At 50.3% G+C, this 13,749-nt stretch carries 14 protein-coding genes and 1 pseudogene; 7 read left to right on the forward strand and 8 right to left on the reverse strand.

What is annotated here, in order from left to right:
* Positions 1–25 precede the first annotated feature (25 nt).
* Positions 26–445: a DoxX family protein gene (locus SE18_RS16540; RefSeq protein WP_054535573.1), complete on the reverse strand. Its 420-nt coding sequence runs from the start codon at positions 443–445 to the stop codon at positions 26–28.
* Between the two features lie 223 nt (positions 446–668).
* On the opposite strand from SE18_RS16540, the gene ffh reads away from it, so the two are divergent.
* From ffh to SE18_RS16570, 7 genes and pseudogenes are all read left to right on the forward strand, one after another.
* Positions 669–2,018 (forward strand): signal recognition particle protein, encoded by a 1,350-nt coding sequence (gene ffh / locus SE18_RS16545; RefSeq protein WP_054535574.1) that lies wholly within the window; start codon positions 669–671, stop codon positions 2,016–2,018.
* A 100-nt stretch (positions 2,019–2,118) separates the two neighbouring features.
* Positions 2,119–2,385, forward strand: a pseudogene (gene rpsP, locus SE18_RS28360) (30S ribosomal protein S16); the annotation flags it as partial.
* A 126-nt stretch (positions 2,386–2,511) separates the two neighbouring features.
* Positions 2,512–2,697 (forward strand): sunset domain-containing protein, encoded by a 186-nt coding sequence (locus SE18_RS28425; RefSeq protein WP_456237438.1) that lies wholly within the window; start codon positions 2,512–2,514, stop codon positions 2,695–2,697.
* 61 nt (positions 2,698–2,758) lie between these two features.
* Positions 2,759–2,986 carry a KH domain-containing protein gene (locus SE18_RS16555; protein WP_054535575.1) on the forward strand — a complete coding sequence of 76 codons (228 nt, stop codon included), beginning with the start codon at positions 2,759–2,761 and terminating at the stop codon, positions 2,984–2,986.
* On the forward strand, positions 2,983–3,507 hold the full coding sequence (gene rimM / locus SE18_RS16560) for a ribosome maturation factor RimM (protein WP_054535576.1): 525 nt from the start codon (positions 2,983–2,985) through the stop codon (positions 3,505–3,507). The genes SE18_RS16555 and rimM overlap by 4 nt, the downstream gene beginning before the upstream one ends.
* A 106-nt stretch (positions 3,508–3,613) precedes the next feature.
* On the forward strand, positions 3,614–4,726 hold the full coding sequence (locus SE18_RS16565; protein ID WP_054535577.1) for a L,D-transpeptidase family protein: 1,113 nt from the start codon (positions 3,614–3,616) through the stop codon (positions 4,724–4,726).
* A 44-nt stretch (positions 4,727–4,770) separates the two neighbouring features.
* Positions 4,771–6,279, forward strand: coding sequence for a Ppx/GppA phosphatase family protein (locus tag SE18_RS16570; RefSeq protein ID WP_054535578.1), 1,509 nt, complete (start codon positions 4,771–4,773; stop codon positions 6,277–6,279).
* 35 nt (positions 6,280–6,314) lie between these two features.
* On the opposite strand, the gene SE18_RS16575 is transcribed toward SE18_RS16570, so the two are convergent.
* From SE18_RS16575 to SE18_RS16605, 7 genes are all read right to left on the reverse strand, one after another.
* Positions 6,315–6,677: a DUF192 domain-containing protein gene (locus SE18_RS16575; protein ID WP_054535579.1), complete on the reverse strand. Its 363-nt coding sequence runs from the start codon at positions 6,675–6,677 to the stop codon at positions 6,315–6,317.
* Entirely contained in the window at positions 6,677–7,582 is a 906-nt protein-coding gene (locus tag SE18_RS16580) for a type II secretion system F family protein (RefSeq protein WP_054535580.1), read from the reverse strand. The genes SE18_RS16575 and SE18_RS16580 overlap by 1 nt, the downstream gene beginning before the upstream one ends.
* 14 nt (positions 7,583–7,596) lie before the next feature.
* Positions 7,597–8,586 carry a type II secretion system F family protein gene (locus SE18_RS16585; RefSeq protein WP_054535581.1) on the reverse strand — a complete coding sequence of 330 codons (990 nt, stop codon included), beginning with the start codon at positions 8,584–8,586 and terminating at the stop codon, positions 7,597–7,599.
* Positions 8,587–8,618: 32 nt separating this feature from the next.
* Entirely contained in the window at positions 8,619–10,022 is a 1,404-nt protein-coding gene (locus SE18_RS16590) for a CpaF family protein (RefSeq protein ID WP_054535582.1), read from the reverse strand.
* An 18-nt stretch (positions 10,023–10,040) separates the two neighbouring features.
* Positions 10,041–11,294, reverse strand: coding sequence for an AAA family ATPase (locus tag SE18_RS16595; protein WP_054535583.1), 1,254 nt, complete (start codon positions 11,292–11,294; stop codon positions 10,041–10,043).
* Positions 11,295–11,313: 19 nt separating this feature from the next.
* Complete coding sequence (locus SE18_RS16600) at positions 11,314–12,393, reverse strand: CpaB family protein (protein ID WP_054535584.1); 1,080 nt, start codon at positions 12,391–12,393, stop codon at positions 11,314–11,316.
* Positions 12,394–12,588: 195 nt separating this feature from the next.
* On the reverse strand, positions 12,589–13,728 hold the full coding sequence (locus tag SE18_RS16605; RefSeq protein ID WP_054535585.1) for an acyl-CoA dehydrogenase: 1,140 nt from the start codon (positions 13,726–13,728) through the stop codon (positions 12,589–12,591).
* Positions 13,729–13,749: the final 21 nt, after the last annotated feature.

Consider the following 13,749-nt stretch of genomic DNA (forward strand, 5'->3'; position numbering starts at 1 on the left):
GATCGTTGGGTGCAATGCAAGCAGGTTAGGCAGGTTTTTTGGCTGGGGGCTTGTTCAAAACCAGTTCATCAACTGAATAGGGGCCGCCGCCATTTAAGCCAATGACTAGACAAACCGTGAGCAAGACTAAATCGTATTCCATGCCCTCTGCATAATAAAAAAATTTGCCCCAATGAACCTTAATCGCCCCAAGCATGACACAACCAAGCAATAAAGCCGCCCACCGACTATACACCCCGACCGTTAATGCCAAGCCACCCAAAAATTCGATAGTTGCAACCAACCACGCCAAAACAGCTGGAATTGGTAACTGATATTGGTTGCCAAAGGTTGCGGCAATCTCACCAATCATTGTCACCTTCGACCAGCCATGAATCACGAACACAATGCCGACAACGACTCGTAATAGCGTCCAAGCGATAGCACTCAGTTGTGCGCTTTTCATCGCGAACTCCTTGCGACAAATCGTAGTAAATGCCGCTATGATACACGCTAATAGGCTTTTTGTGTGCTACACTAGAGGCAGCGACGCCAAAAATCTCCCCAAAGAAAGCAGTTTGACAGGCCGTGTGTAATCAACTACAATGCGACAAAATGCTGACAGGAAACTTTCCGCGCTAGGGCGTGCCGAGTTTCTGCCAGTTTTTTCTGTTGCGGTGAGGTGTATGATGTTTGAGAATCTATCCGACCGCTTAACCGATGTTTTCAACCGGTTGGGCAGCAAAGGCCGCCTAACTGAATCTGATGTTGATGCGGGCTTGCGCGAAGTGCGCTTGGCCTTGTTGGAAGCAGATGTTAACTTCAAAGTCGTCAAAGATTTTGTGGCGCGGGTCCGCGAACAAGCGATTGGCGAAGAAGTCACCAAGAGTTTGACTCCTGGTCAACAAGTGATCAAAATCGTTCACGACGAATTGGTGCACTTGCTTGGTGATGCCAATGTGCCAATCAATGAATCGAAAAACCGCGAGCAGCCGACGATTGTGATGTTGGTCGGGTTACAAGGTGCTGGTAAAACAACCATGGCCGCCAAATTGGCGCTGTATATGCGCAAAAAAGGTAAAACGCCATTGTTGGTTGCCGCCGACATCTACCGACCAGCCGCAATTAAGCAGTTGGAAACGCTCGGCAAGCAATTGAATATTCCGGTTTTTAGCGAAGGTACCGAGGTTGCGCCACCTGATATTGCTGAGCACGCTTTGCGCCAAGCTCGGATCAATGGCAACAACTTTGTGATCGTCGATACCGCCGGACGCTTGCAGATCGACGAACGCTTGATGGGTGAGTTACAACAAGTCGTCGAGCGGATCGGGCCAACCGAAATTATGTTGGTCGTCGATGCCATGATCGGTCAAGAATCGGTCAAAGTTGCCGAGGCCTTCCACGCCAAAGTGCCATTGACTGGTTTGATTATGACCAAAATCGATGGCGATGCCCGTGGTGGGGCCGCGCTCTCGATGCGCGAAGTTACTGGGGTGCCAATCAAGTTCCTTGGGACGGGCGAAAAAACCGATGCCATCGAACCATTCCACCCCGATCGCTTAGCCCAACGAATTTTGGGCATGGGCGACGTGATGACTTTGATCGAGCGCGCCGAGCAAGTGTACGACAAAGACGAAGCCAAGAAAATGCAAAAGAAGATGCGCAAAGGCACCTTCGACTTTGAAGATTTCCTTGGCGCTATGAATTCGATGCGTAAACTTGGCCCATTACAACAAATCTTGGGCATGATTCCTGGGATTGGCAAACAACTGCGCCAAATGAAAGACCTTGACGAAGCGCTTGATGATCGCGAGATGAAACGAATCGAAGCGATTATTCAATCGATGACTATCAAAGAGCGCCGCAACCCCGACTTGCTGAAAGATCCTAGCCGCAAACGCCGGATCTCAGTTGGCAGCGGTACGCGGATCGAAGATGTCAACGCCTTGGTCAAACAGTTCCGTGAAATGCAACGCATGATGAAACGCTTCGGCAAAGGCGGCCAAAACCCGCGCGACCTGATGCGCATGTTCAAATAATTATTCAGAGAACAGAGAGCATAGAGCATAGAACAGCATATGTTTATGGCCTATAAAGTATGTTCTCGCTTTACTTTTCACTTTTGGAGGAAACACTCGAATGGTTCGTATTCGTCTTCGCCGGATGGGCATGAAGCACAAGCCCGCATATCGTGTTGTTATTGCAGATTCGCATGCGCCACGCGATGGCAAGTTTATTGAAACGATTGGCCACTACAATCCCCAAGCCCAACCAAAAGTTGTGTTTATCAAGGAAGATCGCGCTCGCTACTGGCTGAGCGTTGGTGCCCAACCATCAGATACCGTAGTGCGCTTGTTGAAAAACTTGGGTGTGGTTGATGCTGAAGGCAAATTGATCGGCGAAGCTCCAGCTAAGGTTGAAGCTCCAGTCAAGAAGGCTAAGAAAGCTGTAACCAAAGCCGCTGCTGCACCAGCCGCCGCCGTTGCTGCTCCTGTCAAGGCCGCAGCCGAAGCTGGCGAATTTGCTGGCAGCGTGCGCCCATTGGCCGATGGTAGCGCCCCAGAAGGCTATGCCATCAAAGGCAACCAAAACTCAATGTTGTACCACGTTCCTGGGAGCCGCTACTACAATTCAACCGTGGCTGAATTGTGGTTCGACACCGTGGAAAGTGCCGAAGCCGCTGGCTTCCGCGCTCCTGGTCAAAAAAGCGCTGAGTAAGCTCGCAAATCGGGTGTGAGGCACTGGCTTCACACCCATTTCTATGCGCAAGGATGCAGCTATGGAAGATTTATTGAACTACATCGTCGAAGGCTTGATCGATACCGACGACATTAAAATTAGCAAACGCACTGGTCACCACAGCATTACCCTCGATCTGCGCATTCCCCAAAGCGAAGCAGGGAAAGTCATCGGGCGCAATGGGCGCGTGGTCAAAGCCATTCGCGACGTATTGGGCATCGTTGGCGCTCGCCAAAACAAACGGGTCCACCTAGAGGTTAATTCGTGACAGCTCGAAATATTGATGATTTCTTGTTAGTTGGCCGCATTTCTGCGGCATTTGGCGTGCGCGGCGAGTTAAAAATCTCGATGATCTCATCGCACCCAGAACATATTCAAAAGCTCAAACACTTGTTTGTTGGCGACCTCTCAAAACCGTTCACGATTGGCCGCTTGCACCAACACAAAGGCAGCCTGTATTTGTTGCGGCTTGCCGAAGTTGATAGCCGCGAGGCTGCCGAAGCAATGCAAGGCCTCGAAGTCTATATTCATCGCAGCGATGCAGCGCCTTTGGCCAATGATGAATATTTCTTGCACGATTTGGTTGGCTTGCAGGTGCAAACCGAGGCTGGCGAGGTGATTGGCCAAGCAGCCGAAATTATTGAAACTGGTGCAAATGATGTTTTAGTGGTGCGCAAATTAGGCCAAGCAGATATTTTGGTGCCAATGGTGCGCGCGGTCGTTCGCTCGATTGATATTGCTGGTGGCACGATTACCGTAACCTCGCTGGCCGATATTGTGCCCGAATAATTACCCCAAATATTCCACCAATCTGAATTGACAGCGGCTCATTGCACTGCTACGATGAAGCCGCAACGTACTTTTAAGCCTCAGGCAGCACGCGGAGAATACAGCTATGCGGCGGATCATTTGGTTGAGCCTCGTTCTTGGTTTATGTTTTTGGGCCTTTCGCACTTCCCAAGCAGTGACCCCTGCCCTCACCGATACTTATGGGTTTGCTTCGTTTTGGCAAATCAACGGCGGCGAGCAGATTTTTGGCCAACCAATTACCGATCCCCTCGAGCAAGATACGCTGATTGTGCAATATTTCGAAAACGCGCGCTTTGAATATGATCCGCAAACTGATAGTGTTGGCTTGGGCTTGGTTGGCCGCGAACGCACCCAATGGCGCGATTTCGGCCCACAACCACGGCTCGCTGGCGCAAGCCTGCGCCCAGAAGGCTCCAACTACGATCTCGCTGGCAGTTTCCGCAGGTTTTGGGAAACCAATGGCGGGGTCGAAATTTTTGGCCTGCCCATTAGTCCAGCCCAATTCGAAGCCCGCCCAACTGGTCGTTTCAAAGTGCAATACTTTGAACGCGCCTTGTTGATCGAGCATCCCTTGTTGGCAGGCACGCCCGAAGAAATTGAGCTAGCACCGCTTGGCCAAGAAGTTGCTGCCGCTCGGGGCTTGATCGAAGGTATGAGCTACGAGCAACCCTATTTATTTGAATTTGATCCCGTCGCGCCAGCTCCGGTGCAAACTGCTGCCCCGCAACCAGTTGCCGAGCCAACCCAAGTGCCACCAACCGCTGCGCCTGCTCAACCAACCAATGAGCCAGTGCCAACTGCCACGCCCAAGCCTGCCAACCCCAACCTTGGCAAGCGCATCGAAGTCGATATTAGCAAACAATGGCTGTATGCCTACGAAAATGGCACAATCGTGTTTGATGCGCCAGTTGCCACGGGCAAAGATGGCTTTAACACGCCAACTGGCAGCTATGAAATTTATGCCAAAGTGCCGTTGCAAACCATGCGTGGCTCGCTTGGCGGCGAAACCTGGGTTGTGCCGAATGTGCCACATGCCATGTATTTCAATGGTAGCGTTGCCCTCCACGGCACCTATTGGCACGATTTATTTGGCAGTGGCACTCGGATTAGCCATGGCTGTGTTAACTTACCGCTCGATGCTGCCGCTTGGCTCTACGATTGGGCAAGCGTGGGTACAACCGTCCAAGTTTATTATTAGCAAAACCTAAAATAGCATGCTAGGCGTTGTCGAGGAGAACTGTAATGACCCAACATGTCGGGATTATTGACCTTGGCTCCAACACCGCTCGCATGATTGTGGTGCAATATCAGCCGCATCATTCCTTCAAATTGGTTGAAGAAGTGAAGGAAAATGTGCGGCTGGCGCATAATGTTGGCCCCGATAATCAACTGCAAGCCCAACCTATTGCCAAAGCGCTTGAAACTTTGCGCATGTTTGGCAATTTCTGCCGCGCCATGGGCGTGAATGAGGTTGTGGCGGTGGCAACCAGCGCCGTCCGCGATGCCGCCAATCAAACCAGCTTTTTAGCTCAAGTTAAAGAAGAAACCGGCCTCGATTTACGGGTGCTCAGCGGCGATGAAGAAGCCTACTACAGCTACCTTGGTATGATCAATACGCTTGGTGTAAGCAATGGCTTTATGTTTGATATCGGCGGCGGCAGCGTCGAATTGGCCTTGGTGCGCGGGCGCGGGCTAGCCAATACCACATCGTTGCCACTTGGCACAGTGCGTCTGACCGAGCAAATTTTGCGCAGCGACACTCCCAGCAAAGCAGAACTCAAAGCCCTCGACCGCCACGTCGATGAAGCCTTGGCAGGGTTGGATTGGTTTCGCCCCCAAGGTAGTAAATTGCCATTAATTGGGGTTGGCGGCACGGTGCGCAACCTCGCCAAGCTTGAGCAACGAGCGCAGCGCTATCCACTTGATATTGTTCATGGCTACACGATGTCGCTGCAACGAGTCGACGAATGGGCCAGCCGTTTGAGCAAGCTCAATCGTAACGAGCGCGAGCAACTCGAAGGGCTGAATAATGATCGCGCCGATGTGATTACCGCTGGCGTGCTGCTCATTCAAGCTTTGATGCAGCGCTGTGGCGCTGATAGCTTGTGGATTTGTGGCCATGGCTTGCGTGATGGCATTTTCTACGAGCATTTTTTGCGTGGCTCACAGCCACCCCTGCTGAGCGATGTGCGCCAATTTTCGGTGGCAAATTTAGCCCGCATTTATGGCTATAACGTGCTGCATGTGGCCAAAGTCCGCGAATTAAGCCTGTCATTGTTTGATCAGCTACAAAGTTTGCATGGCTATGGCGCGTGGGAGCGCGAATTGCTCGAAGCAACAAGCATGGTGCATGATATTGGCGTGGCGGTCAATTTCTACGATCATCATAAACATGGCCTGTATTTGATTCTAAACTCGATGTTGAATGGCTATACCCATCGCGAAATGGCCATGATTGGGCTATTAACGAGGCATCATCGCAAAGGTGGAGTAACCGATGCTGGGTTAGGCGGCGTATTGGCCGAGGGCGATCTTGAGCGGCTGGGCAAATTAAGTGCGCTCTTACGAATTGCCGAATATCTTGAGCGCTCCAAGAGCCAAGTGGTTCAGGGCGTGGATTGCAAAATCGAGAAGCAGCAGGTGCGAATTAGCGTGCAAGCGGTTGGCGATGCCTCGATTGAAATTTGGGATGCAAACCGCAAGACCAATTTATTTCGCAAAGCCTATGGGGTTGAAGTGGTGATTGAATAGCCCTAGCAATAAGCGTGCATTGCTAGGGCTATGCGCTAGAAAATAGCAGGAATAACTGCTAATTGATCGCCGAGTTGGGTCTGCGATTGTTGAATAACCCCAACCGGCAATTCGAGGGTATAGCGGGCTTTGGCAGCGCCAGCAAATGGTCGCCAGGGCTTGAAGTTCTCGCGCAGCCCGACCACCTGATGTTGGCGATCAACAAAAATCACATCGATGGCAAAGCGCATAAAGAACATATGAATATTGTTGTTGGGATACAGAATTAAGCCAGTGTTGGCTGGCAAATTCTTACGCCCCATCAAGCCCATGCCACGGCTCAAAAAGCTATTCGCAAACTCAGCGTATTCCACCAAGTTGCTATTACGAGTTAGATTGCGAATGGCGTGTTGCGACACTAGAGACCACCACCAAGCAAACGTGGCACTGCTGGCCCCAAGATAACCACAAACATTGAAGGGAAGATCAAGAATACCAACGGAAAGAGCATTTTAATTGGTGCTTTTTGAGCTTCTTCTTCGGCACGTTGGCGACGGCGCAAGCGCAATTGGTCGGATTGAATTTTGAGCATTTTACCCATGCTCACCCCAAGTTGGTCTGCTTGAATCACCGCCGAAACAAACGAGGTCAAGTCATCAACCCCCGTCCGAACCGTCATGGCGCGGAAGGCTTCGTGGCGTTGGGTGCCTAAGCGAATGTCGGAAAGCGCGCGGCGAAATTCGCGACATAGCTCGTTATCCCATTTTTCAGCAACTCGCTGGAGTGCAGCATCGAAGCCCAAACCAGCGGTAACGCTAATTGAAAGCAAATCGAGCGCATCGGGCAAGGCTTTGAGAATGGTTTTTTGGCGCTTTTTGATTTGACGACCAAGCCATGAGGCTGGTAGCAAAAAGCCTAATGCGCCGCCGACTCCCGACCATTGAATTGTGCTGAGCGTATCAGCCTTGGCCAACATACAGACCACGAAGATAATCCCAAACAAGGCGAGAGCTAGAAAAATCCGCATCCCGGTAAACATTGCTGGGGTCAGATTACCAGGGTTGCCTGCGAGCATTAAGTTCGTTCGCAGTTTATCGTTACCCTTACCAGATTGACCAAGCTTTACAAAAACACCGTTCAGCATAGGCGTGACAATCCGTTGCATAAAGGGCAACTGCAACTCCAGATCTTCAAGATTCATGGAGCGTTCAGTAAATTGAGCAAGTCGGCTTGAAACAGTATCAGTTTGGCGGCGCTGGTTGAGCACCATAAACCCAACTGCACAGATGATTACCAGAATAACTAAGCCAATAATTAAGGCCATAGCAAGCTCCCGCTTTAGACTTCAATATTAACAATGCTTTTGATCGCAAAGAAACCTGCAATCATCATCATTGCGCTACAGACTGGCATACAGCACCAGTTCTCTGGTGGCAGCCCAATTGACATCAATGGGGCCATATAATCAGGGTTAAGCATGGTAATAATAATTGCAATCGAAATTGGCAACAACGTAACCACATAGCCTGAATAGCGAGCCTGTGAGGTAAGCACCCGAATTTGGCCTTTGATCCGGACCCGTTCACGAATTGTGTGGGCAATCGTATCGAGGATCTCAGCCAAGTTACCCCCAACCTCAGCTTGAATATTGATTGCCGAAACCATCAAATCAAGGTCATCGCTGGGAACCCGGCGCAGAAGGTTATTCATGCCATCTTCGAGTGAGAGGCCTAAACCGACCTCTTGCACCACCCGTCGAAACTCAACTGAGATTGGTGGTGGCGCTTCGCGCGAGACCAAATCCATCGACTGGAGCAGACTATAGCCAGAGCGTAGCGAGTTGGCCAACAAACCAACCGTATCGCCTAATTGATTGTTAAAGGCTTTGAGCCGTGAAGCTTGCTTAAAGCTCACAACTTTATCGGGAACGATAAAGCCGATGATTGCGCCAACCACCCCACAAGCCACAACTGCCAAGAAATTGGCCCGGCCAAGGAACACCCCAAACAAAGCAAACAGAATCACCGAGGCGAATTTCATCATAATGAATTCGGTCACGGTGAGCTTAAGGTCAGCTTGGGCTAAATCGCGGGCCAAATCTGAGCCTTTTTGGCCGCGGTTGACCATCGAATCAACTCTGCTTGCCAAGGCACTCATGCCGCGTTCGTTGGTATCGTTTTGGTTGCGGCTGCGCTCGGCAAAGGTTGCGAGTCGGCCATCAACTGAATTGGCTTTTGTTTCCCTTAGTTTGCGATAGATAACGGCCCCAGCCACAAAGAGGACGATCGCAATTAGGGCGGGAATACTCCATGGTGGTAAATTTTCCATGGCCCTAGTTCCTTTCTAGCGAGTAATGCCGGTTAGTAAAAGCGCTCTGAACTATTGCCAAAGACGTTGGGTGGTAGGTAAATATTCAAGGCTTCAAAGCGATCGAGGAAGCGTGGGCGAACGCCAGTTGGCCTTAACGACCCTACAATCTTACCACGTTCATCGAGACCAGTTTGCTCAAAGACAAAAATATCTTGGAGCACCACCAGATCGCCTTCCATGCCCGTTACTTCCGAAATAGCCATAACCCGCCGCGAACCATCTTTAAGCCGCGCTTGTTGCACAATCAACTCAATTGCCGAAGCAACCTGTTCGCGAATAGCTTTCAGCGGCAAGTCCATCCCCGACATCAAACACATGGTTTCGATACGCGCAATTGCGTCACGGGGCGTATTGGCGTGCAAGGTCGTCATTGAACCTTCGTGGCCAGTGTTCATTGCTTGCAACATTGCCAAGGTCTCACCGCCGCGACATTCGCCGACGATAATCCGCTCAGGCCGCATCCGCAAGCAGTTGATAATCAAATCGTTGATTGAGATTTCGCCCTTGCCTTCAATATTGGCAGTGCGCGATTCGAGCGAGATAACGTGATCTTGCTGAAGTTGCAATTCGGCAGCGTTTTCAACCGTAATCAAGCGCTCGTCTTCAGGGATAAACGAAGAAAGCACGTTTAACAAGGTTGTTTTGCCCGAACCGGTACCCCCAGAGACCACAACATTAATCCGAGCGCGCACACTTGCCGAAAGAAAATCCATCATCTCACGGCTAATCGCGCCAAACCGCACAAGGTCGTCGGGCCCAAGCGGTTTTTTGGAGAATTTACGAATGGTAATAACTGGCCCAATCAAGGAAATTGGCCGAATAACGGCGTTAACCCGCGAGCCATCTTTGAGCCGAGCATCGACCATGGGCGAGCTTTCGTCGACCCGCCGCCCAAGCGGCGCAACAATCCGATACAAAACCCGCATCGCATGTTCATCATCGATGAAGGTTGTGCCCGAAAGCGTCAGCTTGCCCCGTTGTTCGATGTAGATCTTATTTGGCCCGTTGACCATAATTTCCGAAATGCTATCGTCTTTGAGCAGTGAATCGAGCGGCCCCAAGCCAACGATATCCGACATTAACGATTCGACCAGTTGGAGGCGTTCAACCCGACTAAGCACGATATTTTCACTATCGAGAACGGCGCTTAAAAGATCTTCGACTGTTTGGCGGATTTTAGTTTCATTCGTGCTGTTGACATCACGAACTTCTTCGGTCAAGCGGCGCTGGACCCGATGGCGAACGTCAAGCAGGCGATCGTGAGAAGAAACTGCAGCAGAGCGCGGAATAGCTCCATCAGGGCGTGTGGCAGCAGCACTTGGTTGTGCTGCTGCTGTAGGTTCGGAAGCCGAGGATGGGGACGTATTTCCTGCAATACGCTTTAGGAGCGACATAAGCCACCCTCCATGCGTCTAACGTTTGGTTAATCGAGCGAAGAGACCCTTGGGTTCTTCTTTTTTCGGTTGCTGTGGACGGGCGCCTTCGCGACTTGTGCGGGTTGTGCCTGAGATTAGATAGGCAAGGTTGGCAACATCAATTGAAATTTGATGGCGTGGTTGATCGATAATTAATGGCACCCCGCGGTTAATCGCGTTGACCATTTCAAAGGGTGCGTTGCCAATTTGGGCCGCAACCTTGTGTTGAATATTCGCCTCGACTTGATCAACCCGAATGCCAAATTTCGCATCAGCTTTGTTCAAGACCAAGACCAGTTTTTCGTCGTTGTAGCCAAGCAACTCGGCAACTTCCAGAAACTGGCGAATATTCTTAATCGATGAGAGTTCCATCGTCATCAGCAAGACAATCCGATGGGCTGCATCAAGCACGGCCATGGTTTGGTCTTGAAATGATGATTGGGTGTCGACGACCACATAATCGTATTCGCGGCGCAAGGCCTCGAGCACTGTTCGCACATGATCAGCGGTCACCAACTCGCCCATTTGTGGGTTTGCAGGCGCCAACAGAATCTTAATTTGCGAAGCGTGGGTAGTCATCACATCATTCATCAAATCTTTATCAAGATCATCAATCCGTGAGGTGAGATCGTTGATCGTTTTGTTGCTATTGATGTTGAACATCACCGCAATATCGCCAAACAGCAAACTTGCGTCAACCAAACAAATTTTACGGTTACCAGGCAACAGCTTTAGGGCAACCGCTAAGTTGGCAGCGATTGCACTTTTGCCGGTGCCGCCTTTGGGGCTATAGACAGCAATAATTTGACCGGTTGATTGATCAGATTCCTCGACCTGTTGGGCCGCGACCACAAAGCGGCGTTGGGTTTGTTGTAAACGATAAACTTCGCGGATACTGCCAGCAAGTTCATCGCCGCCAACAGGCTTGGTAAGAAACTGACGCGCACCAGCCAACATTGCACGGCGCAGGTAATCGGTTTCGCCTTGCACGCTCATCATAATAACTTGCGTGTTTGGCACCTGCGCCATGATGGCCTCAGTTGCTGCAATGCCATCCATATCGGGCATGTTAATGTCCATCAAGACAACATCGGGTTGAATTTGCTTGGCCTGCGTCACGGCCTCGCGCCCTGTTGCCGCTTTGCCAACAACTTGCATATCCTTCTCAAAAAACAATAATTTTTCGAGGTTATCACGAGTATCTGCAATATCGTCAACAATTAGTACGCGAATTTTATCGGACTCAGCCATGCAATTCTCCTTGGTTGTATTAAGGCGTTTGAGTTGGCACTGCTGTTGGCAATGGTTGTTGTTGTGGTGCGTTAGGTAATGGGAATGGAATCACAACTGGTGGTTGTTGTGGTGGCTGTGGTGGTGCAGGTGCATCCAACAGTTTCACAATCATGTTTGGTTGGGCATAGACTTGTGGTACGCCATATAAGCGCATCAATAAGTCCATCGTGACCCCAGTTGTGACAATTTGATCATCTTGATCATCAGCGCGCCGCACGACTACATTTAGTGTACTACCAGTTTTAGCTTTTGTATATTCCAAAAGCTCAACTTGTTGTGCCGTTAAGGCTACCACAATTTGCCATTGCGAGCCTTGGTTGAAGACTGGCTCTGGAGTTGGTTGTTGTTCAACTGGAGTACCATCAATCACAACCTCAACCGTTGGTTGGGCTGGCGCCGGAGCCGCACCAGTTTGTTGGCCATCAGGCGAAACCAGTGGTGGAGCCACAACTTTTAATACCCGAACGTTCTGGGCAAGCATGTGCGTGCTGATGTCAAGATATTTTTCATCAACTAGGGTAATGCCTTGCTCGGTAACGCCAGTAAAGCGCAAGTATGGTTGCTCAAGGCTGTAGCTGCCAACAATATCAACGCTGTTGCCTTCAGCAACAATCCCACCAATATCGCTGACAAATAAGTTATAAGCTTTGGGCGATTCGGCACCTGGTTCTGGGGTTGGTAGTTTTTCGGCAATCCCTGCGTTACGGAAGGCCGATTTTTTGATCCGCTCGCCACCAAGAATGCTGGTGGTCGTTACCTTGCCTTGAATCGCACTGAAAAATTCTGTTTCAAGCACATCATCGGGGGTAACTTCGGTGGGCTGAACTTCAACAACATTAAAATATTGCTCAAGATCGCTGCCAATTAACTTGTTAGCATCAATATCCGTCGCCGCTTCTAAAACCCGAACGTTGGGAATAGGCAAAGCGGTTGGCTCAAGTGAAGGATCACCTGGTTGGTTGGTCTGTTGCTTGGTTAGATACACATAACCACCAGCAAGAGCTGCAATCAAAACAACGACGGCAATAATCATGCCCAGAGCTGAGTTTTGGCGCATAAAAATACGTCCTCCGAAACAATATTGGGAGCTCGTGAGGCAAGCGTGCCCCCGTTTTATGGTGAGGTTCGCGGCTATTATACACGATCGATCAACTGTCCATCACAGCTTTGCAATCAGATCAAGCACTCAAATGATTAAAGAGCGGTTAAATAATGAACCAGCATTACCAATGCTGGTTCATCAATCAGAAGCTTATTTGGCAATCTCACGCGAAATGACCAAGCGCTGAATTTCGCTGGTGCCTTCGTAGATTTCGGTAATCTTGGCATCGCGGAAGTAGCGCTCAACTGGATATTCTTTCGAGTAGCCATTCGAACCAAAGATTTGCACAGCTTTGGTGGCAGTCCACATGGCAGTTTCTGAGGCATTGACTTTGGCCATCGCCGCCGCCGCAATGTAGTTTTCACCTTGATCTTTGAGCCAAGCAGCATGATAGGTCAACATGCGTGCTGCTTTGATTCTGGTCGCCATATCAGCCAAGGTAAAACCCACCGCTTGGAAGTTGATAATCGATTGGCCAAATTGCTCGCGGACTTTGGCATACTCCAAGGCTGCTTCATAGGCACCTTGGGCGATCCCCAAGGCCTGCGAGGCAATCCCAATCCGCCCACCATTCAAAATGGTCATGGCGATTTTGAAGCCTTCGCCTGGCTGGCCAAGCATACGGCTTTTATGCACTCGTAACTCGTCATACGACATTTGGGCCGATTGGGCTGAGCGAATGCCCAATTTATCTTCCACTTTGAGCACCGAAACCCCAGGCTCGCTGGTGTCGACTAAAAAGGCACTGATACCTTTAACGCCTTTTTCTGGCGCAGTCATGGCCATCAACAAAATGGTGTTGGCCTTCGAGCCATTAGTAACCCAGTTTTTGGTGCCAGTAATGACATAATAATCGCCATCTTCAACCGCCCGAGTTTTTTGAGCTGCTGCATCCGAGCCAGCGCCAGGCTCCGAGAGCGAGAACGCCCCAAGCTGTTGGCCGCTGGCCAATGGGGTCAGAATCTCGCGCTTTTGTTCTTCAGTGCCAAATTTTTCAATCCCAGCACACACCAGCGAATTATTGACCGAGGCAATGACCCCAACTGAGGCATCGACCCGCGAAAGTTCCTCGATCATAATTGCATAGGAGATGTAATCGAGGCCCGCCCCACCATAGGCTTCATCGATTGCAACGCCCATAAAGCCCAACTTGCCCATCTTCTGTACAATGTCGGTCGGCCAAATTTTATGCTCATCACGCTCAGCAACCGTTGGGCGAATTTCACCTTCGGCAAATTCGCGAGCTGCCTTGCGCATAAATTCCTGATCTTCCGAGAGCTTGAAATCCACGTTGATTCCTCCAAATGTGTC

This window comes from Herpetosiphon geysericola (assembly GCF_001306135.1).
Taxonomy (GTDB): domain Bacteria; phylum Chloroflexota; class Chloroflexia; order Chloroflexales; family Herpetosiphonaceae; genus Herpetosiphon; species Herpetosiphon geysericola.

Excerpts from the sequence above, each read along its gene's own strand:
- SE18_RS16540 (WP_054535573.1), bottom strand. The coding sequence starts at position 445 with ATGAAAAGCGCACAACTGAGTGCTATCGCTTGGACGCTATTACGAGTC.
- ffh (WP_054535574.1), top strand. The coding sequence starts at position 669 with ATGTTTGAGAATCTATCCGACCGCTTAACCGATGTTTTCAACCGGTTG.
- SE18_RS16555 (WP_054535575.1), top strand. The coding sequence starts at position 2,759 with ATGGAAGATTTATTGAACTACATCGTCGAAGGCTTGATCGATACCGAC.
- SE18_RS16565 (WP_054535577.1), top strand. The coding sequence starts at position 3,614 with ATGCGGCGGATCATTTGGTTGAGCCTCGTTCTTGGTTTATGTTTTTGG.
- SE18_RS16570 (WP_054535578.1), top strand. The coding sequence starts at position 4,771 with ATGACCCAACATGTCGGGATTATTGACCTTGGCTCCAACACCGCTCGC.
- SE18_RS16580 (WP_054535580.1), bottom strand. The coding sequence starts at position 7,582 with ATGGCCTTAATTATTGGCTTAGTTATTCTGGTAATCATCTGTGCAGTT.
- SE18_RS16585 (WP_054535581.1), bottom strand. The coding sequence starts at position 8,586 with ATGGAAAATTTACCACCATGGAGTATTCCCGCCCTAATTGCGATCGTC.
- SE18_RS16590 (WP_054535582.1), bottom strand. The coding sequence starts at position 10,022 with ATGTCGCTCCTAAAGCGTATTGCAGGAAATACGTCCCCATCCTCGGCT.
- SE18_RS16595 (WP_054535583.1), bottom strand. The coding sequence starts at position 11,294 with ATGGCTGAGTCCGATAAAATTCGCGTACTAATTGTTGACGATATTGCA.
- SE18_RS16600 (WP_054535584.1), bottom strand. The coding sequence starts at position 12,393 with ATGCGCCAAAACTCAGCTCTGGGCATGATTATTGCCGTCGTTGTTTTG.